This window comes from Pseudomonas psychrophila HA-4, from assembly GCF_000282975.1.
GTDB lineage: Bacteria > Pseudomonadota > Gammaproteobacteria > Pseudomonadales > Pseudomonadaceae > Aquipseudomonas > Aquipseudomonas psychrophila_A.
On sequence record NZ_ALJC01000096.1, the window covers coordinates 16,324 to 43,154 of the forward strand.

Here is a 26,831-nt window from a genome sequence, read left to right on the forward strand (position 1 = left end):
CCGGCGTTTTTTTATGGCCTGCGATCAACCAATGCTGATGGCTGGCAACACAGGTAGGGTCACGGTTTGCTGCTTACGGGGGGCGATGATCTCGGCTTCCCCATCGACAACAATTTCATCACGCTGGTTGAACACGCGGGTGGCAATGCGTACGCGAAACTTTGGCAGCTTTTCCAGAATTTCCAGGCGCACGGTCAGGGTGTCACCGATTTTTACCGGCTTTTGAAAGCTCATTTGCTGGCCGACATAAATAGTGCCCGGGCCAGGCAGCTCGCACGCTACGGCAGCGCTGATTAATGCACCGCTGAACATGCCGTGAGCAATGCGCTCTTTGAACATAGTGGCAGCAGCGAATTCAGGGTCGAGGTGCACCGGGTTGTGGTCACCAGACATTGCCGCAAAAAGCTGAATATCGCGCTCTTCGACGGTTTTGCTGTAGCTGGCAGTCTGGCCGACTTCGAGGGCTTCGTACGGGGTGTTAGTAACCTGGGTCATCTAGCGCATGTCCTGTGACGAGTGTTTGATTTCAAGAGTTTGATTTTAAGTTCTTTTTCTAAAATGGGTGGTCAGGTTATTCACTTCGGGGCGGACGCGAATAGTCCAGCGCCTGATTCAGCCAGGCAATAACGTCGGCGGTGACGTGGTCGCGGTTGGTTTCATTGAAGAGCTCATGCCGCGCTTGCGGGTAAAGATTAAGTTGCAGGTGTTGAGTGCCTGCTTTGCGTAAAGCGTGGTCCAGATCTACCAGACGTTTACCTTCACTGACCGGGTCACAGGCACCGCCGATGATCAGCACGGGCAGCGCCGAGTCAATCTGAACGAGATTGGACGCTTTGCTGATTTGCTGCAAGCCGCCGAGCAGGTCGACCCACAGCTGATTGGTGCAACGAAAGCCGCATAAAGGGTCATTGGCATATGCATCGACCTCGACCGGGTCCCGGCTGAGCCAGTCATAACGTGTGCGATTGGGTTTGAAGGCTTTATTAAACGAGCCAAACGATAGCCACTCAATCAATGCACTGCGACCTTTAGGGCCTTGGCGCCAGCGCTCGAAGCGCGCGATCAGGCTGGCGCTGCGGTACAAGGCAACCGGCTGGAAGTTCGACGCGCTGAGAATGGCGCCCTGCAAGCTGGCGCTGTGGTGCAGCAAATAGGCCTGGGCAATGTAGCTGCCCATGCTGTGGCCGAGCAGAAAAACCGGTACCCCCTTGTGCGCTTGGTGGATGTGCTGATTAAGGCTCGCTACGTCGCTGACCACTGCACACCAGCCATCGTCGTCTGCGTAATAGCCCAGTGCCCCGCGTTCGGCGGTTCTGCCGTGGCCGCGCTGGTCGTGGGCATATACCCCAAAACCGGCCTCGCACAAGGCCTTGCCAAAGCGAGCGTATCGACCGCTGTGCTCTGCCATGCCATGCGCCACCAAGATAATGGCCTTGGGCTTGCCCTCAGGCAGCCACTGGTTCACGAAAAGACCTGTACGGTCATTCGCCTCCAGCCAAAAGGTTTCATGGGTCATGACAATTCCTTTGCACAGTGTCTTAGGCACTAAACGAAATGCACTTGGGCTTGGCTATTCGGCGTTAAAAATAGGCTCGGGATGCTTATTTGCACCCCGTAAACTCTGCTTTCTCGCCTCTTGTTGCCTTGTCTAACCTTCGCTCGAAAACATTTCGGACAGACCTTAGCAGTGTATAGCGCATTCGAGGGGTAGCCAGCCCCCAACCCAAATCGCAGTAATAAGATTCAAGATGTAAATGGCGAAGATCGCCTTATTTGCCTACTACTTGATAACTGTTAACGTCCGGATGCTGTGCTTTCACTGCATGACACATGCAGCCAGACATGCTCAGGTAAGAGGATAAAAACAATGCAACCTGATTTCTGGAATGACAAACGCCCTGCGGGCGTCCCACTGGACATTGATCTGACGGCCTTTACGTCGGTGGTTGATGTCTTTGAACGCTCCTGCAAGAAGTTCGCAGATCGTCCTGCCTTCAGTAACTTGGGGGTTACCCTTACCTATGCCGAGCTTGAGCGGCACAGCGCGGCATTTGCCGGTTACCTGCAACAGCACACTGACCTCAAGCCCGGTGATCGCATCGCCGTGCAAATGCCCAACGTCCTTCAATACCCGATCGCCATATTCGGTGCGTTGCGTGCAGGTCTGATTGTGGTCAATACCAACCCGCTGTACACCTCGCGCGAGATGCGTCATCAGTTCAAGAGTGCGGGGATTCGTGCGCTCGTGTACCTGAACATGTTTGGCAAGCGCGTGCAGGAAGTGGTCGAAGACACAGAGATCGACTACTTGATCGAAGCCAAAATGGGCGATCTGATGCCAGTTGCAAAAGGCTGGATCACTAACCTGGTGGTCGACAAAGTTAAAAAGCTCGTGCCTTCGTATCGGCTTCCACAGGCCATTCCCTTTAAAAGCGTATTGCACAAGGGGGCAGGGCACGTTATCCGGCCCCTGCAAGTCAGGCTCGATGATATCGCCGTGCTGCAATACACCGGTGGGACCACCGGCTTGCCGAAAGGCGCGATGCTGACTCACGGCAATCTGGTCGCCAACATGCAGCAGATACGAGGCTGCCTCTCACAGCTCGCGGAAGATGGCTTGCCGCTGCTCAAAGAGGGCCAGGAAGTGATGGTTGCGCCGCTGCCGCTTTACCATATCTATGCGTTCACCGCGAATTGCATGTGCATGATGGTGACCGGCAATCACAACGTCCTGATCACCAACCCGCGTGATATCAAAGGCTTTATCAAGGAGCTGAAGAACTGGCGGTTTACCGCGCTATTGGGGCTCAATACCTTGTTTGTGGCGCTGATGGACCATCCCGATTTCAAGACCCTAGACTTTTCTAACCTCAAGCTCACTAACTCGGGCGGTACGGCGCTGGTCAAGGCCACGGCAGAGCGTTGGGAAAAACTCACCGGTTGCCGCATCGTTGAAGGCTACGGTTTGACCGAAACCTCGCCGGTGGCCAGTACTAACCCATACGGTATTCACGCTCGGCTGGGAACAGTGGGCATGCCGGTGCCGGGCTCAATCATGAAAGTCATTGGCGATGACGGTGTTGAACTGGGGCTGGGGGAGCGCGGAGAACTGTGTGTTAAAGGCCCGCAAGTGATGAAAGGCTACTGGAAAAACCCGCAAGCGACGGCTGAAGTGCTCGATGCCGAGGGGTGGTTCAAGACGGGCGATATCGCAGTGATTGATCCCGATGGTTTTGTGCGCATCGTTGATCGCAAAAAAGACCTGATTATCGTCTCGGGCTTCAACGTGTACCCCAATGAGATCGAAGACATTGTGATGGCTCACCCTAAGGTGGCGAACTGTGCTGTCATCGGTGTCCCCGACGAACGGACAGGCGAGGCGGTAAAGCTGTTCGTCGTGCCCCGTGAGGGCGGAGTGAGCGTCGAAGAGCTCAAAGCGTTTTGCAAAGATAATTTCACCGGCTACAAAGTACCCAAGCAAATTGTCATCCGTGATTCGTTGCCCATGACGCCGGTAGGCAAGATATTGCGCCGTGAGTTACGAGATACCGTCTGATTCGTTCAGCTTGGCGACAAACGCCCGCACACCCTGAGTAGGCGGGCGTTTTTATTTATTGATAAAACTATCGGAAATGTTCTGTTGGCTGGCCGTAAGCCCTTGTTTAGAGGGGTTTTGACAGTAATAGAGTCTAAGCTCTAATGGTGACTTAGGATTGTAGGACAGTCAGAAAGGTGACGCTGAGGCCCTTTTTTGGCTCTAGGCGACCTCTGGCAAAGCTGCTACTCTCGGCGCGCTTTGTGACTTGTCGGTAAGTAAAAGCCAGAATTATCCATTACAAAAATCAAACAAATAATAACCGCATCAAATGCGGTGAAGAATTCGCGCTGAGGAGTGGGCTTCCATGATTGAAGGCTTTTGGAAGGATAAGTACCCAGCTGGGATTGCTGCTGAAATCAACCCTGACGAATACCCAAATATTCAGACGGTATTGCGCCAATCATGCCAACGTTTCGCCGACAAGCCGGCATTCAGCAACCTCGGCAAAACCATTACTTACGGTGAGCTCTACGAGCTGTCAGGCGCATTTGCGGCCTGGTTGCAGCAACACACTGACCTGCAGCCCGGCGACCGTATCGCTGTTCAGTTGCCCAACGTGCTGCAATACCCTATCGCTGTGTTCGGAGCCATCCGCGCCGGCTTGATCGTGGTTAACACCAACCCGCTTTATACCGCGCGGGAAATGGAACACCAATTTAACGACTCCGGCGCCAAGGCGCTGGTATGCCTGGCGAACATGGCGCACCTGGCCGAAAAGGTTGTGCCCCAGACCTCCGTCAAGCATGTGATCGTCACTGAAGTGGCCGACATGCTGTCGCCTTTCAAGCGCCTGCTGATTAACAGTGTCATCAAGTACGTGAAGAAAATGGTCCCGGCGTATCACTTGCCTAAAGCCATCAAGTTCAACGACGTACTGAGTAAGGGCCATGGCCAACCGGTCAAGGAAGTCAATCCGGCCAGCAACGATGTTGCAGTGCTCCAATACACGGGCGGCACCACGGGAGTGGCCAAGGGCGCGATGCTGACCCACCGCAACCTGATCGCCAACATGTTGCAGTGCAAGGCGCTGATGGGCTCCAACCTCAATGAAGGTTGTGAAATCCTGATTACCCCATTGCCGCTGTACCACATCTACGCGTTTACCTTTCATTGCATGGCGATGATGTTGCTGGGCAACCACAATATTTTGATCAGCAATCCGCGCGATTTGCCGGCGATGGTCAAAGAGCTGTCGAAGTGGAAGTTCACTGGTTTCGTCGGGCTCAACACCCTGTTTGTGGCGCTGTGCAACAGCGATGCTTTCCGTAAGCTGGACTTCTCGTCCCTTAAGGTCACGTTGTCGGGCGGCATGGCGTTGCAACTGTCGGTGGCTGAGCGCTGGAAGACAGTGACCGGTTGCCCGATTTGCGAAGGTTATGGCATGACCGAAACCAGCCCGGTGGCATCGGTAAACCCGACTCAGAACATCCAGGTCGGCACCATCGGCATTCCGATGCCTTCGACCCTATGCAAAGTGATCAACGATGCGGGCGAAGAGTTGCCATTGGGTGAGATCGGCGAGCTGTGCATTAAAGGCCCGCAAGTCATGAAAGGTTATTGGGAACGTCCGGATGCGACAGCCGAAACCATAGACAGCGAAGGTTGGTTGAAGTCAGGTGATATTGCGATCATCCAGCCTGATGGCTACATGCGTATTGTCGACCGCAAAAAAGACATGATTCTGGTGTCGGGCTTTAACGTGTACCCGAACGAACTCGAAGACGTGATGGCCTCATTGCCGGGCGTGCTGCAATCAGCGGCTATCGGCCTTCCCGATGAGAAAGCCGGTGAAGTAATCAAAGTCTATATCGTGGTCAAGCCGGGCATGACCCTGACCAAAGAACAAGTCATGACTCACATGCGCGCCAACTTGACCGCCTACAAAGCACCGAAAATTATCGAGTTCCGTGAGAGCCTGCCAACGACTAACGTAGGCAAAATCTTGCGCCGTGAATTGCGTGATGAAGAGCTGAAAAAACTGGGCCTTAAAAAGTAACCTTGCCCAGACACGACAAAGCCCCGCATTGCGGGGCTTTGTCGTTTTTGCAGGGATAACGCTCATTCTGTAGGACGAGCCGGTCGACGTTCGATTGCTCGCGATTTTTTCAAAGATCAAAAGATCGCGAGGCTAGCTCGCTGCGGGTAATGGGTTACTTCTGCAAAAACTGCGCAAAATTGACACCGGTGCCTGTAGGACGAACGTCTTGTAAGAAAGAGTCCTTGTCCGCGCTCAGCTCAAGGCTCATGGTCGGCGTGCGTTTGTGCGTCGCGCGAACCACCATACCCTCGCGTTTTTCACGCAGGAAAGCCGTGGTGACCTTCATATGCAACAACTCATCGGTGGTCGGGGTGTGCAGCAGCAGGTGCACCCATTCGTATTGACCGATGGCCAGGCGAGCCAGCGGAATATCGAACCACCAAATGTTCTTGTTGGTGTTCAGTGTGGCGAAGTGGCAGTTGTTGACGCCAAGCACTGCGCCGCCAAGCTCTTGGTTTCTGCGGGCAATGGCCTGCTTTTTATCGAGTTTCATAACCTTCCTACAATTGCGAATCTTCAGCGCCATGGCCTGAATACGTTGCGCATTCTCGGGGGTTAGCGGTCAAACATAAAGCTCAACCTGCGCTGAACGACGAAATGAGCCACAGAAAATAAATGAAACTCTGCGCGATGAGAATGGGTCAATCCTTGTGTCGAGGTCATGACATCCGAAATTTCATCAGGAGAAATCCCATGAGCAGCACTGGCGATAAGATCAAAGGCATGGCGAACGAAGCAGTAGGCAATGTCAAACAAACGGTCGGCAAAGCCACCGACAATGACAAGCTGCGCGCAGAAGGTAAGGCCCAGGAGTTGAAAGGCGAAGGACAACAGGCAGTTGGCAAGGCCAAAGACGCGGTGAAGAAAACCATCGACAAAGCTTAATTCTGCCTCTTGTCACAGCGTTATAGCGGTCACCTCTCGGGTGGCCGTTTTTACAGGTTTGGCGGTTAAATGTTTCCAAAGTCGCCAGTTAGACTACTTTTGAGGTAAAACCCCCTTTAATCCGTAGGAGGGCGTGTTGAACCCCATTTTTAAGCGGCGAAAGGAGACGCTATGTTTTTTCCGGTCTTGAAGGGCTTGCCGTTAGGCAAAGTGTTAATTCGCACAGTCAAAGAGTTTATCGACGATGAAATGTCGACCTATGCCTCTGCGCTGGCCTATCAAATGCTCTTCTCGCTGTTCCCGTTCATCCTGTTTCTGATTGCACTGATCGGTTTTTTGCATTTGCCTGACTTCTTCTCCTGGCTGCGTTTGCAGTCCGAACTGGTGCTGCCGCCCCAAGCGCTGGAGCAAGTCAATCCGGTGATCGACCAATTGCAGCAGTCCAAGGGTGGGTTGCTCTCGGTGGGTATCGTGATCGCGTTGTGGACCGCCTCGGCCAGTGTGCGGCTGATGATGAGCGCAATGAATGCGGCCTATGACGTGGTTGAGGGCCGTCCTGCGTGGAAGCGTTTCCCGCTGTCTATTTTCTACACCATTGGTCTTGCCGGCATGCTTCTGGCTGCCGCTGCGCTGATGGTGCTCGGCCCGCAAGTGATGAGCTGGCTAGCCGGTCAGGTGGGCCTTGAAGAGTTTGTGGTCACGCTGTGGACCATTCTGCGCTGGCCGGTAATCATCTTGTTGCTAATGATTGCCGTGGCTGTCATCTATTACGTAATGCCCGATGTCGAACAGAAGTTTCGCTTTATCACGCCAGGCTCGGTCTTGGCCGTAGTGGTCTGGATTCTGGCCTCGCTGGGTTTTGCTTTTTATGTCAAAACATTTGCCGATTACAACGCCATGTATGGCAGCATCGGCGCAATTATTGTGCTGTTGCTGTACTTCTACATTTCGGCAGCCGTGCTGTTACTGGGCGCTGAAATGAACGCTGTGATTGAGCACATGTCCGCCGAAGGCAAGGACGCGGGTGAAAAAACATTCGATGAGTCCGATGATGCCGAGGTCAAACATCATGTGTCCGGTCTGGGGCGTGACCACTCCCTTAAACCCACTTCAGATGAAGCCTGATCATGATTCGTGAAATTTTGAAAATGGGTGATGAGCGCCTGCTACGGGTTGCTCCGCCAGTACCCTCCGAAATGTTTGATACGCCAGAACTCTGGCAATTGATCGATGACATGTTGCAGACCATGGAGCACGCCGGAGGTGTAGGTTTGGCAGCTCCACAAATCGGGGTTGACCTGCAATTGGTGATCTTCGGCTTCGAGCACAGCGAGCGTTACCCCGATGCAGAGGCCGTGCCGCAAACCATCCTTATAAACCCGCTGATCACCCCGTTGAGTCCCGCGGTCGAAGAGGATTGGGAAGGCTGCTTGTCAGTGCCAGGGCTGCGCGGGACAGTTGAGCGTTTTCAGAAGATCCGTTACGAAGGTTTTACCCCTAAAGGGGAACCGATCGTACGCGTGGCCGAAGGTTTCCATGCGCGGGTGGTGCAGCATGAATGCGATCACCTGATCGGCCGCTTGTACCCGTCCAGGATCAAGGATTTCAACAAGTTTGGTTTCATCGACGTGCTGTTCCCTGATCTGGAACCTGGCACTAAAGAGTAGGTGTCAGGCCCATTGCTATCATCGCTTTGTTGCGTTGATAGCGCACCAGACGCTCATGCAGCACCTGGGGTAAGTCGGTATCTAGGCTAAACCCCAGCCTTTCATAGAACCCTTGCAACTCAGGGTCGCAGAATAACCAAACCGGCCCTTCACAAGTGGACGCCGCCGTACCCACCAATGCAGCGGCAATCCCACGCCCACGCACCGCAGGTGCAACAAATAAACCGGTCAACCAGTGGCCGTGGGCTGCGGGGCGCAAACACAAGCCGGCGACGATCTCTTCTTGGCGAGCTACCCACAATTGCGAGTCTTTACTTGCTTTCATCGACGACTGATGAGCGCGATAAAACTTATTCATGAGTGGCCACAGCGGCGCTTCGAGGGGGGCGTAAACAAGGGTTGTCATGACGTCCACAGGCGTTGATAACGGGGGCGCATTATATACACGCTCTTGGGTTAGTTTCGGCGCGATAGTTAGCGCGAAGCATGGTGATTATTCGCAATTAAAATGGGTTAAGCCCCATTCATTTTTGAATAACTGTTTTTAAATAATAGTTAGCCTGCGATCAGTGTTATACCTGTGGTCACATCCCTGAACAGTGGAGCGCATATTATGGCCAAAGGTATGGATTCAAAGAAAGCCGCTAAGAAAAAACCTGCCAAAACAGCCGATGAAAAACGCGCTGATAAAAAAACCAAAAAATCTGAAGTCGGATTATTTGGCCACTGATTGATCCAGCAAAAGCCCTATTTTCGGGCTTTTGCTTTTATTGCTTGTGCATCGCTCCTTTAGTCCATCTTCTCATTGTGAGCGTTTCGTCGCGGCTTGGTGGCAATTGGCTTGCACCCTTTTGTTGTCTGTCTATGCTTCAGCGCAAGGGGGCTGATCTGTACATCATTACCCCTGAATGAGTATTACGTTAACAATAAGCGCCTAATTCGCTTGCGGTTTCGTGCGCCTTGAAATTATCGATTCGTCAATAAGCAGCATCTTCAGGGGTTGAGTCATGTTTAATTTACACCGCAAAGCCGACCTGCTTGAGAATCAACGCCTTAGCTGCTCTTTGGATGATATGAAGGCTAAGTTAGTGGCCGTCAGTCGCTCAATGGCGATGATTGAATTTAGCCCTGAAGGCATCATTCTTGAAGCCAACGATAACTTTTGCCGAGTGATGGGCTACAGCGTTGATGAAATTCGGGGCAAGCATCACCGTCTTTTTTGCGAAGACGCTTATCAGCGTGGAATCGAATATGCCCAGTTCTGGAAAAGCCTGGCGAATGGCACACCACTGAGCGGGACGTTTTCACGACTTGATAAAGCAGGGCGCGAAATTTGGCTTGAAGCCAGTTACATGCCGATTACCGATGCAAATCGCCAGGTAACCAGTGTCATCAAAGTGGCTGCCGAGATTAGCGAAAGGATCAATAAGGAACATGAGAATCAGAGCATCGTGAATGCCCTGAGTCGCTCCATGGCCATGATTGAGTTTTCGCCCGATGGTCGAGTCATCAATGCCAACCAGAACTTACTCGATACCCTGCATTACTCTCTCGATGAAATTGTGGGTCAGCACCACAGCATGTTCTGCCGCCGCAGTGAGGCTGAATCATCCGAGTACAAGGCCTTTTGGGCCTCGCTCAATCGTGGCGAATACCATTCCAGGCGCTTTGAACGGGTCGATAAATACGGTCATACCGTGTTCTTGGAAGCCTCCTATAACCCGATATTTGACGCCAAAGGGCGTCTGTACAAAGTGGTGAAGTTCGCCAGCGACATCACCGCACAAGTCACTAATCTGCAAACGGCTGCCGAATCTGCCCACGCGACATCAGTACAAAATGACGCGTGTGCACAGAAAGGTTCACAGGTGGTTCAACAGACGGTGCAGACCATTGAGGCCATTTCCAAAGACCTCAACGAGGCCGCACAAAGTATCGACGCGGTGAGTAAGCAATCTGACATCATCGGAAAAATTGTGCAGACCATTCGCGGCATCGCAGATCAAACCAATCTGCTGGCGCTTAATGCGGCCATCGAAGCGGCGCGTGCCGGTGAGCATGGACGAGGTTTTGCGGTGGTGGCAGACGAAGTCCGAAGCCTGGCGGCGCGCACCAGTGCGGCCACCTTGGAAATCGTCGAGGTGGTGCGCAAAAATCACGACTTATCGCTGAGTGCGGTGACCAGCATGCAATCAAGCTTGAGCCGAACCGGGCTCGGGGTTTCGTTGGCCAATGAAGCGGGCGAAGCGATTCTGGAAATCCAGCAAGGCTCCAAACACGTGGTCGACGCCATCAGTCAGTTCAACTCGACGCTGCAGATAAATTAGCCGATCAACCTCGTGTAGGAGCTTATCGGCGGTATCAGGTGCTTTCACGCAGCATCAACTCAAACCCCATGTCTTGCACCGGCTGTTGCACTTTGTTTCCGGCCATCAGGGTGAGCATCTGTTCAGCGGCGCGACGGCCAATGGCTTCTCTGGGCGTGCGAATGCTGCTGAGGCGCGGCACCATGAATTCGGAGGAGGGCAGGTCGTTGAAGCCCAGGATGGAAATTTGCTCTGGAATTTTGATCCCGATACGTGCGGCTTCCAGCAAAGCGCCGTGGGCAAGGTCATCGTTACCAAAAAAGATCGCATCCACCTGTGGATGGCTGGCCAGTAACTGCAAGAACAATTCGCCGCCCAAGCCCACAGATGAAGGGCGTGGCGTCAGCACTTCAAGGTCTGGATTGTACAAACCGGCTTCCTGCAAGGCGCGGCGGTACCCTTCGCCGCGTAAGAGGGTGCGTTGATCGAGTTGCGCGCCGATGTAGGCCAATTGGCGGCGCCCGCGTGAGATCAAATGATGAGCAGCGGTTTCGCCCGCTTTTAATTGCGAGAATCCGACACAGTTCAGGCCTGCGCCCGCATCCAATTCCATCATGTACACGCAGGGCGTGTTGCTCGCTTCAATCATGCGTCGCGAGCTTTCAGAGCGGTCAAAGCCAGTCAGCAAGAGGCCGCGCGGCTGGTAAGCCATGTAGTTGCGCAGCAGGTTCTCTTCTTCATCACGCGAGTAGTGATAGTTGCCGATTAGCACTTCAAAGCCCTTAGGGCGCAACACCTCGTGTATCGCTTCGAGGGTGTCGATAAATAGCAGGTTGGACAAGGACGGTACCAGCACCACCACGGAATGGCTTTGCGCTGAAGCCAGCGCCCGAGCGGCCGGGTTAACCACGTAGTTCAGCTCATCGGCTGCCCAGCGCACCTTCTCTGACAGCTCCGTGGCCACACTGCTGATACCGCGCAGGGCACGCGAGGCGGTAATCGGGCTGACGCCGGCAAGGCGTGCCACCTCATTGAGGGTGGGGCGACCCGTGGTGCGGGGGTTTTTATCGTTTTTAGAAGAGGTCATCGGGGCGGCTTGCCAAACAAAAAACAAGTCACTAAGGTAGCGCTGTCCTTGCGTGTCGGCAATTGCCTGATTGTCTGTAGGACGATTCAATATCTTTGTATGTCGAGAGCGTCACGGCGTCTCCCCATAAAAACGAGAAATAGACGTCGGTAGCCTGGTCTTTGTGCTTTGCTTTCAAGTAGTGAATGCACTGATAAAGACAGCGCTGTCTACGGACTGAGGTGTTTCATGAGTCAACCTATCACTGCTCTGGTCATCATGGGGGTTGCCGGCTGTGGCAAGTCCAGCGTGAGCCAGGCGTTGTGCCAGCTCAATGGTGCGACCCCGATTGAAGGCGATGCGTTTCACCCGACGGCCAACATTGAAAAAATGAGCGCCGGTATCCCCCTTACGGATGAAGACCGTGCTGGCTGGCTAGACAGCTTGTGCGATGAATTGCGCGCGGCGGTTGCTCGTGGCCAGCGCCCGGTCTTGACCTGTTCGGCGCTAAAACTGCGTTATCGCGAGCGTTTGCGGGGTGCTGTCGATGGCTTGGGTTTTGTGTTCTTGGAACTGACGCCGCAAGTGGCTGCAGACCGAGTGGCTCATCGTCCGGGGCACTTTATGCCCAAGACCCTTATTGACAGCCAGTTCGCCGCCCTTGAGTCGCCGAGCCAAGAACCTTTGGTGCTGACGCTGAATGCGGCAGCGCTGGATATTGACCAGTTGGCGGGCGCTGCCCGTGATTGGTGGTGTGAACACTCTTTGCTGGCAACCTCATGAATTTGTTTCAAAAAGATAGCGCTGTCCGTTTCAGCGAAGGCTGCACATTCGCACTTGAGAACAAAAACAAGGCAGGAGACGCCCCATGCTAGGCATGTCACACAACACGTTTCTGCTGCTTGATGCAGTCGTGACCATTATCGGGCTGATCGTATTGATCACCCGATTCAAGCTGCACCCATTTATCGCGTTGATTATCGCCTCTGCGTTTTTGGGTTTGACTGCCGGTATGCCTGCGGGCCTGATTATTAAATCGTTCCAAGACGGTTTTGGGGGTGTGCTGGGCTTTGTCGGGATCATTTTGGCATTGGGCACCATGCTCGGAAAAATGATGGCTGACTCGGGTGGCGCGGACCAGATTGCCCGTACGCTGATTCGTGCCTTTGGTAAGGAGCGGGTTCAGTGGGCGATGATGTTTGCCGCGTTTTTGGTCGGCATTCCGCTGTTCTTCGAAATCGGCTTTGTGTTGCTGATCCCGTTGGTGTTTATCGTTGCTCGCCGCACGGGCGTGTCGTTGATTAAAATCGGCATCCCGTTGCTCGCCGGCCTGTCCGCAGTGCATGGCTTGGTGCCGCCACATCCTGGCCCATTGCTGGCGATTGGCGTGTTTGGTGCCGACATTGGTAAAACCATTTTGTATGGCCTGATCGTGGCGTTGCCGACGGCGATCATTGCAGGCCCGATTTACGGGTCCTTCATCTCCAAGTACATCCCGGGCAACCCGTCTCAGGAGCTTATGGATCAACTGGCCAGCGAGCCTGAGTCCAGCAGCCTGCCAAGCTTTAGCATCACGCTGATTACGGTGCTGTTGCCGGTGTTCCTGATGTTGCTCAAGACCTTTGCCGACGTGGCGTTGCCGGATGGCAACTTCTTCCGCGTGTGGATGGACATGATCGGCCACCCGATCAGTGCGCTGTTGCTGGCGCTGCTGCTGTCGCTCTACACCTTTGGTGCGCGGCAGGGTATTGATTCCAAGCGCATCCTCAAGTTGCTCGACGCGAGTCTGGCGCCGACTGCTGCGATCATTTTGATCATTGGTGCGGGCGGTGGCTTCAAGCAAATGCTGGTCGCCAGTGGTGTGGGTGATGTAATCGGGCACATGGCCGTGAACGCGCAAATCTCGCCGATCTTGTTGGCGTGGCTGGTAGCAGCAGTGATTCGCATCGCGACCGGTTCTGCGACCGTGGCGACCATTACCGGGGCGGGGATTGTGTTGCCGGTGGTGGATTTGATTCCGGGCGTGAACCGCGAGTTGTTAGTACTGGCAACGGGCGCGGGCTCGTTGATCTTGTCTCACGTGAACGATGCGGGTTTCTGGCTGGTTAAGCAGTACTTCAACATGACCGTGGCTGAAACCTTCAAAACCTGGACCGCGATGGAAACCATCCTCTCGGTTGTCGGTTTGATCTTCATCCTGCTGTTGTCGTTGGTGGTCTAACATCCGCAAAACTCTGTAGTCGCTGCCGAACGCTGCGATGAGGTGCGTAGCGACCCTCAAAGCGAAGGTCCTCCGGCCCTTATTGCAGCCTGCGGTAGCGGCTACAGGTTTTGGTTTCTCAGATTAGCTGGCGTTCAACCCATCTGCTCGGAACATGGCGCGAATGCCACGCAAGGCCTGGCGGATGCGGTCCTGGTTTTCAATCAGGGCAAAACGCACATGGTCGTCGCCGTATTCACCAAAGCCTACGCCGGGTGAGACGCATACTTTGGCATCTGACAGCAGCTTCTTGGCAAACTCCAGCGAACCCATATGGGCATACGCTTCGGGAATTTTGGCCCAGACGTACATCGACGCTTTCGGGTTTTCAACCATCCAGCCCAGTTCGTGCAAGCCTTTAACCAATACGTTTCGGCGTTGACGGTATTGCTCGGCAATGTCTTTGACGCACTGTTGATCGCCTTCAAGTGCCGCAATTGCCGCCACTTGCAGCGGGGTAAATGTGCCGTAGTCGTGGTAGCTCTTGATCCGCGCCAGTGCGTTTACCAGCTCCGGGTTGCCGACCATGAAGCCAATTCGCCAGCCTGCCATGTTGTAGCTTTTAGACAGGGTGAAAAACTCGACGGCAATGTCTTTAGCGCCTGGAACCTGCATGATCGAAGGCGCTTTCCAGCCGTCATACACGATGTCGGCGTAGGCCAGGTCGTGGACCACCAACACGTCATATTGCTTGGCCAGCGCGACCACGCGCTCGAAGAAGTCCAGTTCGACACACTGCGCCGTCGGGTTTGACGGGAAGCCCAGGATCATCATTTTTGGCTTAGGGATTGAGCCGCGAATGGCTTTTTCCAGCTCGGCAAAAAAATCCACGCCCGGAATCAATGGCACCGAGCGCACCTGGGCACCGGCAATTACCGCGCCATAGATGTGAATCGGGTAGCTGGGGTTTGGTACCAACACGGTGTCGCCCTGATCGAGGGTGGCGAGCATCAAGTGCGCCAGGCCTTCTTTGGAGCCAATGGTCACAATGGCTTCGTGTTCCGGGTCGATCTCGACGTTGTAACGGTCGGCGTACCAGCGAGAAATAGCCCTGCGCAGACGCGGAATGCCACGCGACGTTGAGTAGCCGTGAGTGTCCTCACGCTGTGCGACGGTGCAGAGTTTTTCAACGATATGCGGCGGAGTCGGGCCGTCAGGGTTGCCCATGCTGAAGTCGATAATGTCTTCGCCACGACGTCGGGCGGCCATCTTCAGCTCAGCCGTGATGTTGAAAACGTAGGGGGGAAGTCGATCTATGCGCGCAAAGCGGCGCGGCGAACCTTGGTCAGCCATGTTTGCCTCTGATACGTAAGCGCCCGGAACCGTCCGAGCGACGTTGACCACTGCGGTGGTCTGGGCGAGACAATAAGGGCGATGATGGCCTTTTGTCTAGATGGATTGGGTAAGTTTTTTTTCCTGCAAACAGGCTCGTATGGCGTCTTCGAGCATCGCGGGTCGTTGGATAACGTAAGCCAGGTTTTTCAGGCGATCTGGAATGACCGGCTGCCCGCATCGAGTTATGACGCGGCGCATGCCTCTGAATTCGAGTGCTACAGCGACGATTACAGTGCACACACCGGTGAAGGATTACTGGGCATCGGGCTCACTGTTATACCGCGTGCAGCACCTGCTCCACAGGCGGGAGCGTAATGGCCATACGCCGTTCGCCGCGATAGGCCTCCCCGCATTCGACCCAGCCTTGGCTCAGATAAAAGGCCACGGCATGGGTGTTAAACGGGCTGACCGATAACATTAATTGACGTACTTCAGGCCATAGCTCGTTCATGGCCTGTGCGAGTTCGTGCATGCAGATTTTGCCCAGCCCTTGGCCTTGGACGCGTCTGTCCACTTGAAAGGCGTGCAGGGTTGCGCTGTCAGGTTCGGCCCAGTGCGGCAAAAGTGGTTGGCGCTTAAGGATCATGAAGGCCACGGGCTGTTCGTCGCTGAGCAGCACGAAACCTTTGATTCCGATATGGGATTGGGTCGGCAGCGAATGCAGGGCTGATTCGATGTCTCCGCAAAAGGTGATCTGTTGCGGCTGTACCTCAATGCCGCGCAACAGTGCGCGTTGCGCGGGGTTCAGGTCTTCATAAGCGCAGAGGCGGGTCTGCATGCTAGGCCTCAACGTTCTGAAAAAGCGGCAAGGTGAAGGTAAAAATCGTGCCCTGTTGTTCATTCGATACCACGCTGAGTTGGCCGTGGTGTGACAAGGCAATCTGACTGGCAATGTACAGACCCAGCCCAAGGCCGGCTTGCGGGGTATCGTTGGCAGGGCGCGAATAGGGCTGGAAAAGGTGCGGTAGAACATCACTCGCAATAGGCTTGCCCTGATTGACCACGCAGAGGGTGAATATCTGGTCGCGGACCAAGGCTGTGACCAGCACCGGTCCTGTCGCAGAACCATGGGTGATGGCATTGGCTAGCAGGTTTGAGAGCAGTTGGGCCAAGCGGTTGCTGTCACATTTAATCGTATCGAACGGCCCGATGATCGAGTGAATCTGACGTTCGGGGTTAACGTGCTGCACCTCTGAAATCACGTGTTCGAGCATCAGGTTGAGGTTTGGGCATTCGTGCAGTGTCACTGGAATACCGCTACCCAGCTGTCCTCGGGCAAAGTCCAAAATTTCTTCAACCAGTTGTGTGGCGCGATCGCCGCAGGCTTTTATGTGCTGGACTAGGCTGTGGGTTTGAGGATCAGGGTGTTTGCGCAATAAGCGCTCGGCTGCTGTGGTGATTGCAAATAAAGGATTGCGCAGATCATGCCCGAGCACTGCAATGAACTGTTCACGTAACTCCGCGTTTTCGCGCTCTTGAGCCAACGCTGTTTCTGCACGCTGCAGGTTTTCTTCTGCCTCAATTTGCAATGACAGCAGGCGCGAAAAAGACTCCATTGTGCTTTGGATAGCGCTGTTTTTAAGGTTCGCCGGGTTGGGATCGAGTGCACACAAGGTGCCAAAGAAACCACCGTCGGTGCGGAATACTGGAATGGTGATGTAGCTTTCGAACCGATAGATCTTTGGAGTGTGGTGGTGTTGATACACCGGGTCTTCGCTGGCTTTATCGATGATGATCGGTAGGAAAGAGTTCATGCTGTCAAAGCACAAGGTACTGACCAGATCCAACTCCCCGCCGGGGTTCAGGCCAAAGCCCAGATTGTCGCGTACTGCGCATGCGGTCCAAGTTTGTTGGGTAACACGCGCCACCGCTGCAAAACGCATACCGGTCATTTCTGTAATGACCTGCAGAATCGCCGGGACAGCACTGATCCGGTTAATCGTGGCGATATCGGCCGCGGCACTTGGCCTCATAGAAGGTGTTCTCGGTCTAAGCGTATTAAAAGATGATTCTAGCGAGCCTGCGCAATGGTGTACGAAAATTGTAAGGTCGGATGTCCAAAAAAAAGCCGCGCCTCTCACATTCAGGGCACGGCTTTGGGGGGTTAACCTGACTTAGGTGTCTTGCTTGTTTTCCAATATTTCGGCCGTTTTTGCGTCCAGGCTGACCTCCCACTTAAGGCCCTTGGCATCCTTCAGTTCTACTTCATAGACCAGTTTGCCGAAAGAATGATCAAGCTCGGTGTCAACGATGGTTGCGCCAGGATGTTGGTTGATTGCAGTTTGATTCAACTTTTCAAACGAGGTGATTTCGCCTGATTTGAGCAACCCTGGAATATGGTCCGGGCGAACATCGGCCTGAGCTAAACCAGCCGTCAAAGTGAGTGCTGCGGCGGCGAACATTACGTTAAGTGCTTTCATGTTTAATCCCTCTGGGGTGAGCTGTTTAAGTGGGATCAGATTAACCATCGCAACTTAACTCACCCTTAATTTTCGCCCTGCGCCTGAAATCTGTAGGAGTGAGCTTGAGCGGTCTTTTAAACGATTCGCTCCAACAAAGGATTACTGCGCCGCTTCTATGGCGACGGGCCTGTGTCGATGGGGCCATTGGCCTTGGCGAAGTCGGGCAGTGTGAGGTCCTTGGTATTAGAAAAATTGTGCAGTACCCTTGGGTCAATAGCGTCCCCGGCAGAGGGACCAGCGTTCCATCTTGCGTGTAAACCATCATCCCTAGTCGTCAATGAGGTTTACCATGCGTATCACTTCGCAGTTAATCTGCCAGGCTGCTGATCAACTTAACGGTTTTGTTGGTTTCAATCGTAAGACAGAACACTACATTGTTCGTTTTAGTGAAGACTCTTTTGGAATGGATGTTGCCGACGACAACATCACGCCCACCAGCGAGTTTGTCTGGCAGGCAGGCGCTGCAGACACCATGACCCTCAAACGCGAGTTGATTCAGTTGTTGCTGGATCAAAATATCGACGATCGCTTGAACATTACCGAGCCCTTGCGGGTGTACATGCAGCGTCAGGACGTCCCCGAGATCACGGCTGTTCGCCGCTGTCTGAGTTAAGGCTTGTTGCGCACAATAAGGTGCTGATGCATTTCTGAGGTCAAGCTCTCGATACGCTCGGTTAGCGTCTTGGTCATTTCAGTTAGCCGAGTGTTTTGCTCCAGCAGTGCCCTGATCTGTTCAGCGGTTTGAGCCGCTGCAATTTGCCGTTCGCTGTTGGTTACGGCCAGTGCTTCGCGGTGCTGGGCATCAGCATCGGCCTGGGCTTTATCGCGTTCGGCCTGACGGGTTTGGGCGAGCAGAATCAGCGGCGCTGCGTAAGCCGATTGCAGGCTGAAGGCCAGATTTAGAAGGATGAACGGGTAAATATCAAAGTGTGTGACGCCAAACAGGTTCAAGCAGACCCAGATCACCACGATGAGGGTTTGTGCGCCCAGAAACGTGGGGGTGCCAAAAAAACGCGCAAAGGCTTCGGCTTTTAAGGCGAATGTGTCGCTGCCAAAGGTTGAGTCCAAGTGCGCGTGTGCCCGGTGAAAGCGTAAGTGATCAACTTTTTTTGGGGTGGATGTCGGGTCGCGGGCGTCTGTACTCATTGGGGGGCTCATTCTCGCTTCGGTTGTTTATGGCTTGCTCAGGATTGTGACCGCCAGTAGATCCGCAGCCCCAATGCTGATTTTGTCGCGGCCAGTGTTCTTGGCAATATACAGCGCCTTATCAGCCTCGTTCAGCCACATGGATGCGTCCGCGAGTTCGGGGCGGCATGAGGCTAGGCCAATGCTCAGGCTCACCTGCAAATCTGGCTCGTCGGGGTAACTGTAGCTGCGACACACATGACGCAAACGCTCCATGATTTCTTGCGCTTGCAGCAGGGAGCGGTTGGGCAAAATGACGCAAAATTCGTCGCCGCCATACCGACCGGCCAAGTCGTCTGCGCGTAGGTTTTCCTGGAGTGCGGTGCTTAGCTGTCGCAACACGCTGTCGCCGACAATGTGTCCATAGCTGTCATTGATGCGCTTGAAATGGTCGATATCAATCAGCGCCAAGGTGGCATTTGAATGTGTCCGCTGGCATTTTTGGAAGCTGAGCTGTAACAAGTCCTTCCATGACCCGTGATTGAGCAGGCCGGTCAGGCTGTCGGTGCGGCTGAGGTCGCTCAGTGCGCGCTTGTGTTCAGCCAGAGTGTTAGCCAGCCGATAGCTGACCATGCCGATTGCTAATGGGTAAAGCGTCAGCATGGGCAAACAGGCATAGACTTGTATGGGAGTAGTGTCGGGGTTAAAGCCTACGCCAAACAACAGCCACGAAAGGGCGACTCCAACGGCTTGTGCCACAGTCCCACGGACCAACATTTTTGGGCCTCCGACGGCCACATTGTTCATGATCATCATCGACAGGATGGTCACCGACGGGAGCGGATTGAACTGGATGGTTGCAGCCCAAAAACCTCCGAATACAGAGTCCATTAGCATGTTGTGACGTTCTGCCCGATAGGGATAATCCGAGCGGGAAGATCGTTGATAGGCCAGGTGCGGCCATATAAAACCGCAGGTCAGCAACAGCGCCCAGACCCAGGCGGGCATATTGAGTGGGTACATGGCTGCCGACACGCTGAGGCAGCCAATTGCTAGGCCAAAGGTTCGAGGCGCATAGATGCGTCTGGCGAATGACAAACCTTTGCCTCTTTGATTGTCCATAGTTATCTGCGCACGGTGTTGAGGCTTGAGGTTTGGTTGCCGCCAGAGAGCACGACGAAGTGTCGCTTTAGCGGAAGGCTATCGATTATCACGTTCGTAATATTCAGTAACCATCGAGGGATTTAAAGTGAATTGCATCAAGACTAGCTTTTTTTGTTGTTAGAAAATGACGACTAGCCTTCAATCGTTCAAAAAACAGGCGTAATACTCTCGCTTTGCGTCGATGGAGTCTTTGCAGCATGCCAATCGAGCCTTCTGAAACGAACAGGCTAATGCCTGCCGAGCAGCATCAAGGGAAGTTTCGTAACCAAGGTGTCAGGCCAGCAGCGAGCCTGGGGAAAACCTTGGGCATTTTTTGGAAAATGATTTTTCACAAGCCTGCGAATACCCGTCCTGCTGCGCCTGTCCCCGTTAAACCCTTGACCCGTGAGGCGTTGGAGAGCGCACCGAATTTCAGCGTGTTTCGCCTAGGGCACTCCACCTTACTGCTCAAACTCAAAGGCACGTTCTGGCTGACAGATCCGGTGTATGCCGAGCGTGCGTCGCCTTTTAAGTGGGCGGGCCCCAAGCGTTTTCATGCGCCGCCGATTAGCCTGGATGAACTTCCACCGCTGGAAGGCGTTATTCTTTCGCATAACCACTACGATCACCTTGATCAAAAAACCGTCCTGCAACTGGCAGCCAAAACGCAGCACTTTTTGGCGCCGTTGGGGGTGGGTGACCTGCTGATTAAGTGGGGCGTGCCCGCGCAAAAAGTTCAGCAACTGGATTGGTGGCAAGAAACCCAGCGTGAAGGTATTCGTTTTATCGCCACACCCTGCCAGCACTTTTCAGGTCGGGGCTTGTTCGACCACAACGAGACGCTGTGGGTGTCGTGGGTGATGATCATTGATAACGTGCGAATTTTCTTCAGTGGCGACTCAGGTTACTTCGACGGGTTTAAATTAATCGGCGAGCAGTTTGGCCCCTTCGATCTGACCCTTATGGAAACGGGTGCCTACAACGTTGACTGGCCAGACGTGCACATGCAGCCCGAGCATAGTTTGCAGGCTCACATCGACCTGAAAGGGCGCTGGCTGCTGCCTATCCATAACGGTACTTTTGATTTGGCCTTTCATGCTTGGCACGAGCCGTTTGACCGCATTGTGGCGTTGGCAAACGAGCGCAATGTGCTCATTTCAACGCCAGCAATGGGCGAGGCGTTTAACCTGCTAGAGCCCCACAAAGGCCGTGCTTGGTGGCTCGAAGCGCACGCCGTCGATCCGGTACCACGCAAACACGTCCGCCTCTAAGGTGTGGGGTTATTACTCGATGAGGGCGAAGTCTTCCCGGCCTATCGGGTCGGGAGTGGTGCCACGAATATTGCCGCCCCGGCCTGGTGCAAAGCCGGGAAAGAACACCAAGCCTTCGGCTTCCAGGCAGTAAGCCAGTGCAAGCCGGGTGACATCGCGGATGGGGCCGCTGGCTTCAAAGCGTTGAATGGCGGGGACCGAAACCTTGGACAGCTCACTCAGATGTTCGACGCTCCAGCCGAGCATGTCGCGGGCTTGTGCGCAGTGCAGTGGGGTGAATTGGTTAATAACGATTCGTTCAAACGTACTGCGCATGGCTGAGTTGGGCATAGGGGAGTCTCCAGGGCTGAGTCAGTGCTTGAAAATATACTGTTTTTTTATACAGCTGTTTTCAAAGGCGATCAAACTCATTTTTTGAATCAGTTCCAGCCCCTTTTCTTAGCATTACCTTTCGTGCGCCCAATAAAAAGGGCCGCCTTGCGGCAGCCCTTTCAACAGCAGTCAAATCAATCCCGGAATCAATCCCAGCTCAGTGCGCCGCCAGTTTGGTACTCAATAACCCGCGTCTCGAAGAAGTTTTTCTCTTTCTTCAAGTCCATGATTTCGCTCATCCATGGGAATGGGTTAGTGGTGCCTGGGTACTCTTCTTTCAGACCAATTTGCGACAGGCGGCGGTTAGCGATGAACTTGAGGTAGTCCTCCATCATGGCCGCGTTCATGCCCAATACGCCGCGTGGCATGGTGTCACGCGCGTATTCGATTTCAAGCTGGGTGCCTTGCAGGATCATCTGCGAAGCCTCTTCCTTCATTTCGGCGTCCCACAGGTGCGGGTTTTCGATTTTGATCTGGTTGATCACATCGATGCCGAAGTTCAGGTGCATGGATTCGTCACGCAGGATGTACTGGAACTGCTCGGCAACGCCGGTCATCTTGTTGCGGCGACCCATCGACAGGATCTGAGTGAAGCCGCAGTAGAAGAAGATGCCTTCCAGAACGCAGTAGTAGGCGATCAGGTTGCGCAGCAGCTCTTTGTCGGTCTCAACGGTGCCGGTTTCGAACTTCGGATCTGAGATCGAACGGGTGTACTTCAGGCCCCACGTGGCCTTTTTAGCGACCGATGGGATCTCGTGGTACATGTTGAAGATTTCGCCTTCATCCATGGCCAGCGATTCGATGCAGTACTGGTAAGCGTGGGTGTGGATCGCCTCTTCGAACGCCTGGCGCAGGATGTACTGGCGGCATTCCGGGTTGGTGATCAGGCGGTACACGGCCAGCACGAGGTTGTTGGCAACCAGGGAGTCGGCAGTGGAGAAGAAGCCCAGGTTACGCATCACGATGCGGCGTTCGTCGTCGGTCAGGCCTTCGGGGTTTTTCCAGAGGGCGATGTCGGCGGTCATGTTGACTTCTTGCGGCATCCAGTGGTTTGCGCAACCGTCCAGATACTTCTGCCACGCCCAGTCGTACTTGAACGGTACGAGCTGGTTAAGGTCGGCGCGGCAGTTGATCATCATTTTTTCGTCGACAGCAACGCGAGCGCTTGCGCCTTCGAGTTCGGCCAGGCCTTCAGCGATGTCTAGGTTGTCTAGGGCTGCCTTGGCCCGCTTGATTGCAGCAGAGTCGGTAGCGGTGACTGCACGAGCTTCCTGGGCTGCAACGCCGCCTGCGGCGTCAAGGCGGTCCATATTGGCTTCGGTAGCGTGGCCAGCGTTGGCGCCTTTAACAGCGACTTCGCCTTCGTCTTCTTTGTCGAATTCGTCCCAGCTCAGCATGACGTGTCGTCTCCTGCGTGAGGGCCTTGTGCCCGTGTGATAACACTGATGGTTGGTTTTACACACGGCCCATAGGCCACTTGGATCTAAGGAATGTTGCTGCAGTCGCGATGTACGCACGCAAAAACATGAATGTTTTCGGGGGGCTGCTCCGCTGTCGCTCGGGGGACGTTGTGGTCGCCCTGGCCCTGAAGGCCGGAGTAGCGTGGTCTACAGCCCGCTCAAGGGTTTGTGCTCCCTTTGGAAGGCGCCAGTATAGGGTTTTGTACAGGGTATTTCAGCCAGTTTTTTTTCGGTCGATGCGACGAAATGCCCTAATTTTGACCTAGACATAAGCTTAGCTGCGGCTGGGGCGAGAGGAGGGTGTTGCGGGGTTTTTATTGCGGGGCAGACTAAGCCCGGTCGAAACCGGGCGTTAAGTCGAGGCGGTGTTAGCTCAAGCGATGACCTTTGGTGCGATCGTAGCCGTCTTCGGCGAAAGTGGCTGAGCGGGTGTTGTCGTAGCCGTCTTCGGCAAATGTGGCTGAACGGGTGTTGTCGTAGCCATCTTCGGCAAATGTAGCTGAATGAGTGTGGTCATAACCGTCAGCAGCAAAAGCAGCGCCGGCAAGTACAGACACACTTAAAGCCATGATTAAAGCGCGTTTCATTTAATAATTCCCTGGCGATATAAGCGCAGGCAGGTAACTCTGCAATCAAGTAAGTGAGTGCATTAAATGGTGCAGTTAAGTGCCGCGATGGACCGCATTAACAAATAAAGTGTTTGAGCGTTTAATAAAGGCTGAGCCCTTTAATTAACCGTTGGAGCAGCCGTTGCCCATGACGCGGTATTCAAGGGTGTGCTGCATGCCGTGCGAGTCCAGATAAACCATTTGAGCCGGTACTACTTCGCAAACACTGGGGATTTCGCTCGTGGAAATCACTTTGGCAATGTCCAGTTCGGACGAGTAGGAGTACTGTTCTACTGCTGTTTTTTGCTGCGAAACCTGAGGACTTGCTTCATCAGCAAACGCGCTTAAACACACACTGCTGATGGCCAGAACTAACAACGCTTTCATTTCTTTTTTACCTGTCTTGGGTCGAGTTGGGTCACGCAACCCTTGTGAGGTTGCGTGTGGAACTAAAGTGATTAAGAGCGATTAAATAGGCCTTCGTGGGGGCTGTAACTTGCGTTAATCGCAGTGCCTTGGTTGGCGAGATGAATTTTAGGCCTGTGACGTGCAGGCATATAGAGGGGCTTTTGATAAAGACTGTTGACAGAATCTGCAACAATCGTCGAAAACAGGTTGTGCATTGAGGTTTTTCGAACTGGGCAGCGAAGGATAAAGCGCTGTCAGCCTTGTTCTTGAGCCTTGCGCAGAAAAGCCATGGTTTTTCTGTGTGTTTCTTACTACCAACGTCGAATGGATCTCACGGCTAGGCCCGGATAAAACAGGGTCATAAAACAACAACTACAAACATTGAGGTATGAGACATGAGTGCCGCTTCCCTGTATCCCGTACGTCCTGAAGTTGCAGCCAATACGCTGACTGATGAGGCGACCTACAAGGCGATGTATCAGCAGTCCGTCGTCAACCCGGATGGCTTCTGGCGCGAGCAAGCCCAGCGCCTCGACTGGATCAAGCCGTTCACGACCGTCAAACAGACCTCCTTCGACGACCACCATGTCGACATCAAATGGTTTGCGGACGGCACTCTTAACGTTTCCTACAACTGCCTGGACCGCCATCTGGCTGAGCGCGGCGATCAGGTCGCGATTATCTGGGAGGGCGACGATCCTTCCGAGCAGCGCAACATTACTTACCGTGAACTGCACGAAGAAGTGTGCAAACTGGCCAACGCCTTGCGCGGTCAGGACGTTCACCGTGGTGACGTCGTGACTATCTATATGCCTATGGTGCCTGAGGCGGTTGTCGCCATGCTGGCTTGCGCCCGCATCGGCGCGATTCACTCGGTGGTGTTCGGCGGCTTCTCGCCCGAGGCGCTGGCCGGTCGGATCATCGACTGCAAATCCAAAGTGGTTATCACGGCCGACGAAGGCATACGTGGCGGCAAGCGCACAGCGCTGAAGGCCAATGTCGACGTGGCACTGACCAACCCTGACACCTCAAGCGTGCAGAAAATCATCGTGTTCAAGCGTACCGGCGGCGACATTGCCTGGTACAAACACCGTGACATTTGGTACCACGATTTGATGGCAGTGGCTTCTACCCACTGCGCACCCAAAGAAATGGGCGCTGAAGAAGCGCTGTTCATTCTTTATACCTCTGGCTCCACGGGCAAGCCAAAAGGTGTGCAGCACACTACAGGCGGTTACCTGCTGTATGCCGCGCTGACCCATGAACGTGTGTTCGATTACCGTCCGGGCGAAGTCTACTGGTGCACGGCTGACGTGGGTTGGGTCACAGGCCACACCTACATCGTCTACGGCCCGCTGGCCAATGGTGCGACCACCGTGTTGTTTGAAGGTGTGCCGAACTACCCGGACATCACCCGTGTGTCGAAAATCGTCGACAAGCACAAAGTCAATATCCTCTACACCGCACCCACCGCCATTCGCGCCATGATGGCCGAAGGTCAGGCGGCTGTTAAAGATGCGGATGGCTCCAGCTTGCGCTTGCTGGGTTCGGTGGGTGAGCCGATTAACCCTGAGGCCTGGAACTGGTACTACACGACGGTTGGTAAAGAGCGCTGCCCGATTGTTGATACGTGGTGGCAGACCGAAACCGGCGCTTGCATGATGAGCCCGCTGCCGGGGGCGCACGCACTCAAGCCTGGGTCTGCTGCGCGTCCATTCTTTGGCGTAGTGCCGGCCTTGGTAGACAACTTGGGCAACCTGATTGAAGGCGCGGCTGAGGGCAATCTGGTGATTCTGGATTCGTGGCCGGGTCAGGCGCGTACCTTGTACGGCGATCATGATCGTTTCGTCGATACCTACTTCAAGACTTTCCGTGGCATGTACTTCACGGGGGATGGCGCGCGTCGCGATGAAGACGGTTACTACTGGATCACCGGTCGTGTGGACGACGTGCTCAACGTGTCGGGCCACCGCATGGGTACAGCTGAAATCGAAAGCGCGATGGTTGCGCACCCTAAAGTTGCCGAGGCTGCCGTTGTTGGCGTGCCGCATGACATCAAAGGGCAGGGCATTTATGTCTACGTCACGCTCAATGGTGGCGAAGAACCAAGCGAAGCATTGCGTCTGGAGTTGAAAAACTGGGTGCGCAAAGAGATTGGTCCGATTGCCTCGCCAGATGTCATCCAGTGGGCGCCGGGCTTGCCGAAAACGCGCTCGGGCAAAATCATGCGTCGTATCCTGCGCAAAATTGCCACCGGTGAATATGACGGCCTAGGGGATATTTCGACCTTGGCTGATCCGGGCGTGGTGCAGCATTTGATTGAAACCCATAAGAGCATGAAGGTCGCGTAATGCCTCCTTTGTTGTAAGAAAGCCCCGCCTGGCGTTGTCAGGCGGGGCTTTTTATTAGGCCGCCTAACCTGTAGGAGCCGCCGCAGGCTGCGATCTTTAAAAGATCAAAAGATCGCAGTCTGCGGCAGCTACTACGGGGTACGGGGTTTATTAAGGTGTTACCTGATGTGTAACCGCACGCCCAAAAACGGGGCTATGTGACACCAAAGGCACCGTTTTAGAGCGCTTGGGCGGCCCTTTAAAAATAAGATGAAACGCTACACTTGCCGGAATAGAAGGGTTTGCGAATAATAGGCCCGCTATTTGCAACTCATACAGGTTGTATGTCTTTTGCTCTTGCATGAATTTGAAGGGCTGTCAATGCTTGGAGTCGCCTTTCTCGGTGCATCTGTAATTTGTTGTCGCATTGAAGAAATTACGGCTTGAAGCCTGTCGTTAGAATGCCGGTCACTCGCTCGTCGTCGTTGCGCTGATCT

At 54.1% G+C, this 26,831-nt stretch carries 26 protein-coding genes and 2 pseudogenes; 13 read left to right on the top strand and 15 right to left on the bottom strand.

What is annotated here, in order from left to right; genetic code table 11:
* Positions 1 to 24: 24 nt before the first annotated feature.
* Both B347_RS0115545 and B347_RS0115550 read right to left on the bottom strand, forming a co-directional pair.
* The gene (locus B347_RS0115545; protein ID WP_019410617.1) at positions 25 to 495 is read right to left on the bottom strand and encodes a MaoC family dehydratase; all 471 of its coding nucleotides are present in this window, start codon (positions 493 to 495) and stop codon (positions 25 to 27) included.
* Positions 496 to 571: 76 nt separating this feature from the next.
* A complete protein-coding gene (locus tag B347_RS0115550; protein WP_019410618.1) occupies positions 572 to 1,516 on the bottom strand; it encodes an alpha/beta hydrolase in 945 nt (314 codons plus the stop codon).
* A 351-nt stretch (positions 1,517 to 1,867) separates the two neighbouring features.
* Here B347_RS0115550 and fadD2 point away from each other — a divergent pair, with 351 nt between their 5' ends.
* On the top strand, positions 1,868 to 3,556 hold the full coding sequence (fadD2, locus tag B347_RS0115555; protein ID WP_019410619.1) for a long-chain-fatty-acid--CoA ligase FadD2: 1,689 nt from the start codon (positions 1,868 to 1,870) through the stop codon (positions 3,554 to 3,556).
* 346 nt (positions 3,557 to 3,902) lie between these two features.
* Positions 3,903 to 5,594 carry a long-chain-fatty-acid--CoA ligase FadD1 gene (fadD1, locus tag B347_RS0115560; protein WP_019410620.1) on the top strand — a complete coding sequence of 564 codons (1,692 nt, stop codon included), beginning with the start codon at positions 3,903 to 3,905 and terminating at the stop codon, positions 5,592 to 5,594.
* Positions 5,595 to 5,748: 154 nt separating this feature from the next.
* Here fadD1 and B347_RS0115565 read toward each other — a convergent pair whose 3' ends face one another.
* The gene (locus tag B347_RS0115565; RefSeq protein ID WP_019410621.1) at positions 5,749 to 6,129 is read right to left on the bottom strand and encodes a hypothetical protein; all 381 of its coding nucleotides are present in this window, start codon (positions 6,127 to 6,129) and stop codon (positions 5,749 to 5,751) included.
* A gap of 200 nt (positions 6,130 to 6,329) precedes the next feature.
* Here B347_RS0115565 and B347_RS0115570 point away from each other — a divergent pair, with 200 nt between their 5' ends.
* From B347_RS0115570 to def, 3 genes are all read left to right on the top strand, one after another.
* Entirely contained in the window at positions 6,330 to 6,521 is a 192-nt protein-coding gene (locus tag B347_RS0115570) for a CsbD family protein (protein WP_019410622.1), read from the top strand.
* 171 nt (positions 6,522 to 6,692) lie between these two features.
* Positions 6,693 to 7,646, top strand: a complete 954-nt coding sequence (locus B347_RS0115575) for a YihY/virulence factor BrkB family protein (RefSeq protein WP_019410623.1) — start codon at positions 6,693 to 6,695, stop codon at positions 7,644 to 7,646.
* A 2-nt stretch (positions 7,647 to 7,648) separates the two neighbouring features.
* Positions 7,649 to 8,188 (top strand): peptide deformylase, encoded by a 540-nt coding sequence (def, locus tag B347_RS0115580; protein ID WP_019410624.1) that lies wholly within the window; start codon positions 7,649 to 7,651, stop codon positions 8,186 to 8,188.
* Here the strand turns inward: def and B347_RS0115585 are convergent.
* The gene (locus B347_RS0115585) at positions 8,178 to 8,594 is read right to left on the bottom strand and encodes a GNAT family N-acetyltransferase (protein WP_019410625.1); all 417 of its coding nucleotides are present in this window, start codon (positions 8,592 to 8,594) and stop codon (positions 8,178 to 8,180) included. The genes def and B347_RS0115585 overlap by 11 nt on opposite strands.
* Positions 8,595 to 9,300: 706 nt before the next feature.
* On the opposite strand from B347_RS0115585, the pseudogene B347_RS27225 reads away from it, so the two are divergent.
* Positions 9,301 to 9,966, top strand: a pseudogene (locus B347_RS27225) (PAS domain-containing protein); the annotation flags it as partial.
* A gap of 123 nt (positions 9,967 to 10,089) precedes the next feature.
* A pseudogene (locus B347_RS27230) lies at positions 10,090 to 10,515 on the top strand (methyl-accepting chemotaxis protein); the annotation flags it as partial.
* Between the two features lie 34 nt (positions 10,516 to 10,549).
* On the opposite strand, the gene B347_RS0115600 reads toward B347_RS27230, so the two are convergent.
* The gene (locus B347_RS0115600; protein ID WP_026014229.1) at positions 10,550 to 11,581 is read right to left on the bottom strand and encodes a LacI family DNA-binding transcriptional regulator; all 1,032 of its coding nucleotides are present in this window, start codon (positions 11,579 to 11,581) and stop codon (positions 10,550 to 10,552) included.
* A 228-nt stretch (positions 11,582 to 11,809) separates the two neighbouring features.
* Here B347_RS0115600 and B347_RS0115605 point away from each other — a divergent pair, with 228 nt between their 5' ends.
* Positions 11,810 to 12,343, top strand: a complete 534-nt coding sequence (locus B347_RS0115605; RefSeq protein ID WP_019410628.1) for a gluconokinase — start codon at positions 11,810 to 11,812, stop codon at positions 12,341 to 12,343.
* A gap of 85 nt (positions 12,344 to 12,428) precedes the next feature.
* A complete protein-coding gene (locus B347_RS0115610; RefSeq protein WP_019410629.1) occupies positions 12,429 to 13,781 on the top strand; it encodes a GntP family permease in 1,353 nt (450 codons plus the stop codon).
* 123 nt (positions 13,782 to 13,904) lie between these two features.
* On the opposite strand, the gene alaC is transcribed toward B347_RS0115610, so the two are convergent.
* Positions 13,905 to 15,113, bottom strand: coding sequence for an alanine transaminase (gene alaC / locus B347_RS0115615; protein ID WP_019410630.1), 1,209 nt, complete (start codon positions 15,111 to 15,113; stop codon positions 13,905 to 13,907).
* An 84-nt stretch (positions 15,114 to 15,197) separates the two neighbouring features.
* On the opposite strand from alaC, the gene B347_RS26020 reads away from it, so the two are divergent.
* The gene (locus B347_RS26020) at positions 15,198 to 15,470 is read left to right on the top strand and encodes a GyrI-like domain-containing protein (protein ID WP_237719138.1); all 273 of its coding nucleotides are present in this window, start codon (positions 15,198 to 15,200) and stop codon (positions 15,468 to 15,470) included.
* Here the strand turns inward: B347_RS26020 and B347_RS0115625 are convergent.
* The 3 genes from B347_RS0115625 to B347_RS0115635 form a co-directional block, all read right to left on the bottom strand.
* Positions 15,430 to 15,933, bottom strand: a complete 504-nt coding sequence (locus B347_RS0115625; protein WP_019410631.1) for a GNAT family N-acetyltransferase — start codon at positions 15,931 to 15,933, stop codon at positions 15,430 to 15,432. The two genes, B347_RS26020 and B347_RS0115625, sit on opposite strands and share 41 nt — an antisense overlap.
* Before the next feature lies 1 nt (position 15,934).
* The gene (locus tag B347_RS0115630) at positions 15,935 to 17,128 is read right to left on the bottom strand and encodes a sensor histidine kinase (RefSeq protein ID WP_019410632.1); all 1,194 of its coding nucleotides are present in this window, start codon (positions 17,126 to 17,128) and stop codon (positions 15,935 to 15,937) included.
* Between the two features lie 141 nt (positions 17,129 to 17,269).
* Entirely contained in the window at positions 17,270 to 17,575 is a 306-nt protein-coding gene (locus B347_RS0115635) for a PepSY domain-containing protein (protein ID WP_019410633.1), read from the bottom strand.
* A gap of 331 nt (positions 17,576 to 17,906) precedes the next feature.
* Between B347_RS0115635 and B347_RS0115640 the strand changes: the two genes are divergently transcribed.
* Positions 17,907 to 18,230 (top strand): DUF2025 family protein, encoded by a 324-nt coding sequence (locus tag B347_RS0115640; protein WP_019410634.1) that lies wholly within the window; start codon positions 17,907 to 17,909, stop codon positions 18,228 to 18,230.
* Here the strand turns inward: B347_RS0115640 and B347_RS0115645 are convergent.
* On the bottom strand, positions 18,227 to 18,763 hold the full coding sequence (locus B347_RS0115645; protein WP_019410635.1) for a DUF1003 domain-containing protein: 537 nt from the start codon (positions 18,761 to 18,763) through the stop codon (positions 18,227 to 18,229). The two genes, B347_RS0115640 and B347_RS0115645, sit on opposite strands and share 4 nt — an antisense overlap.
* A 27-nt stretch (positions 18,764 to 18,790) precedes the next feature.
* Complete coding sequence (locus B347_RS0115650) at positions 18,791 to 19,864, bottom strand: diguanylate cyclase (RefSeq protein ID WP_019410636.1); 1,074 nt, start codon at positions 19,862 to 19,864, stop codon at positions 18,791 to 18,793.
* 272 nt (positions 19,865 to 20,136) lie between these two features.
* On the opposite strand from B347_RS0115650, the gene B347_RS25085 reads away from it, so the two are divergent.
* Entirely contained in the window at positions 20,137 to 21,156 is a 1,020-nt protein-coding gene (locus tag B347_RS25085; RefSeq protein ID WP_019410637.1) for an MBL fold metallo-hydrolase, read from the top strand.
* A 12-nt stretch (positions 21,157 to 21,168) separates the two neighbouring features.
* On the opposite strand, the gene B347_RS0115660 is transcribed toward B347_RS25085, so the two are convergent.
* From B347_RS0115660 to B347_RS0115675, 4 genes are all read right to left on the bottom strand, one after another.
* Entirely contained in the window at positions 21,169 to 21,486 is a 318-nt protein-coding gene (locus B347_RS0115660; protein WP_019410638.1) for a helix-turn-helix domain-containing protein, read from the bottom strand.
* Positions 21,487 to 21,674: 188 nt separating this feature from the next.
* Positions 21,675 to 22,925 carry a ribonucleotide-diphosphate reductase subunit beta gene (locus B347_RS0115665; RefSeq protein WP_019410639.1) on the bottom strand — a complete coding sequence of 417 codons (1,251 nt, stop codon included), beginning with the start codon at positions 22,923 to 22,925 and terminating at the stop codon, positions 21,675 to 21,677.
* A gap of 431 nt (positions 22,926 to 23,356) precedes the next feature.
* Positions 23,357 to 23,575, bottom strand: a complete 219-nt coding sequence (locus tag B347_RS0115670; RefSeq protein ID WP_019410640.1) for a hypothetical protein — start codon at positions 23,573 to 23,575, stop codon at positions 23,357 to 23,359.
* Positions 23,576 to 23,719: 144 nt separating this feature from the next.
* A complete protein-coding gene (locus tag B347_RS0115675; RefSeq protein ID WP_019410641.1) occupies positions 23,720 to 23,983 on the bottom strand; it encodes a DUF2790 domain-containing protein in 264 nt (87 codons plus the stop codon).
* A gap of 416 nt (positions 23,984 to 24,399) precedes the next feature.
* Between B347_RS0115675 and acs the strand changes: the two genes are divergently transcribed.
* Positions 24,400 to 26,355, top strand: coding sequence for an acetate--CoA ligase (gene acs / locus B347_RS0115680; protein ID WP_019410642.1), 1,956 nt, complete (start codon positions 24,400 to 24,402; stop codon positions 26,353 to 26,355).
* Positions 26,356 to 26,831: the final 476 nt, after the last annotated feature.

Bases quoted from the DNA above. Each gene is read 5' to 3' on its own strand.
- B347_RS0115545 (WP_019410617.1), bottom strand. From the start codon at position 495: ATGACCCAGGTTACTAACACCCCGTACGAAGCCCTCGAAGTCGGCCAG.
- B347_RS0115550 (WP_019410618.1), bottom strand. From the start codon at position 1,516: ATGACCCATGAAACCTTTTGGCTGGAGGCGAATGACCGTACAGGTCTT.
- fadD2 (WP_019410619.1), top strand. From the start codon at position 1,868: ATGCAACCTGATTTCTGGAATGACAAACGCCCTGCGGGCGTCCCACTG.
- fadD1 (WP_019410620.1), top strand. From the start codon at position 3,903: ATGATTGAAGGCTTTTGGAAGGATAAGTACCCAGCTGGGATTGCTGCT.
- B347_RS0115565 (WP_019410621.1), bottom strand. From the start codon at position 6,129: ATGAAACTCGATAAAAAGCAGGCCATTGCCCGCAGAAACCAAGAGCTT.
- B347_RS0115570 (WP_019410622.1), top strand. From the start codon at position 6,330: ATGAGCAGCACTGGCGATAAGATCAAAGGCATGGCGAACGAAGCAGTA.
- B347_RS0115575 (WP_019410623.1), top strand. From the start codon at position 6,693: ATGTTTTTTCCGGTCTTGAAGGGCTTGCCGTTAGGCAAAGTGTTAATT.
- def (WP_019410624.1), top strand. From the start codon at position 7,649: ATGATTCGTGAAATTTTGAAAATGGGTGATGAGCGCCTGCTACGGGTT.
- B347_RS0115585 (WP_019410625.1), bottom strand. From the start codon at position 8,594: ATGACAACCCTTGTTTACGCCCCCCTCGAAGCGCCGCTGTGGCCACTC.
- B347_RS0115600 (WP_026014229.1), bottom strand. From the start codon at position 11,581: ATGACCTCTTCTAAAAACGATAAAAACCCCCGCACCACGGGTCGCCCC.
- B347_RS0115605 (WP_019410628.1), top strand. From the start codon at position 11,810: ATGAGTCAACCTATCACTGCTCTGGTCATCATGGGGGTTGCCGGCTGT.
- B347_RS0115610 (WP_019410629.1), top strand. From the start codon at position 12,429: ATGCTAGGCATGTCACACAACACGTTTCTGCTGCTTGATGCAGTCGTG.
- alaC (WP_019410630.1), bottom strand. From the start codon at position 15,113: ATGGCTGACCAAGGTTCGCCGCGCCGCTTTGCGCGCATAGATCGACTT.
- B347_RS26020 (WP_237719138.1), top strand. From the start codon at position 15,198: ATGGCCTTTTGTCTAGATGGATTGGGTAAGTTTTTTTTCCTGCAAACA.
- B347_RS0115625 (WP_019410631.1), bottom strand. From the start codon at position 15,933: ATGCAGACCCGCCTCTGCGCTTATGAAGACCTGAACCCCGCGCAACGC.
- B347_RS0115630 (WP_019410632.1), bottom strand. From the start codon at position 17,128: ATGAGGCCAAGTGCCGCGGCCGATATCGCCACGATTAACCGGATCAGT.
- B347_RS0115635 (WP_019410633.1), bottom strand. From the start codon at position 17,575: ATGAAAGCACTTAACGTAATGTTCGCCGCCGCAGCACTCACTTTGACG.
- B347_RS0115640 (WP_019410634.1), top strand. From the start codon at position 17,907: ATGCGTATCACTTCGCAGTTAATCTGCCAGGCTGCTGATCAACTTAAC.
- B347_RS0115645 (WP_019410635.1), bottom strand. From the start codon at position 18,763: ATGAGTACAGACGCCCGCGACCCGACATCCACCCCAAAAAAAGTTGAT.
- B347_RS0115650 (WP_019410636.1), bottom strand. From the start codon at position 19,864: ATGGACAATCAAAGAGGCAAAGGTTTGTCATTCGCCAGACGCATCTAT.
- B347_RS25085 (WP_019410637.1), top strand. From the start codon at position 20,137: ATGCCTGCCGAGCAGCATCAAGGGAAGTTTCGTAACCAAGGTGTCAGG.
- B347_RS0115660 (WP_019410638.1), bottom strand. From the start codon at position 21,486: ATGCCCAACTCAGCCATGCGCAGTACGTTTGAACGAATCGTTATTAAC.
- B347_RS0115665 (WP_019410639.1), bottom strand. From the start codon at position 22,925: ATGCTGAGCTGGGACGAATTCGACAAAGAAGACGAAGGCGAAGTCGCT.
- B347_RS0115670 (WP_019410640.1), bottom strand. From the start codon at position 23,575: ATGAAACGCGCTTTAATCATGGCTTTAAGTGTGTCTGTACTTGCCGGC.
- B347_RS0115675 (WP_019410641.1), bottom strand. From the start codon at position 23,983: ATGAAAGCGTTGTTAGTTCTGGCCATCAGCAGTGTGTGTTTAAGCGCG.
- acs (WP_019410642.1), top strand. From the start codon at position 24,400: ATGAGTGCCGCTTCCCTGTATCCCGTACGTCCTGAAGTTGCAGCCAAT.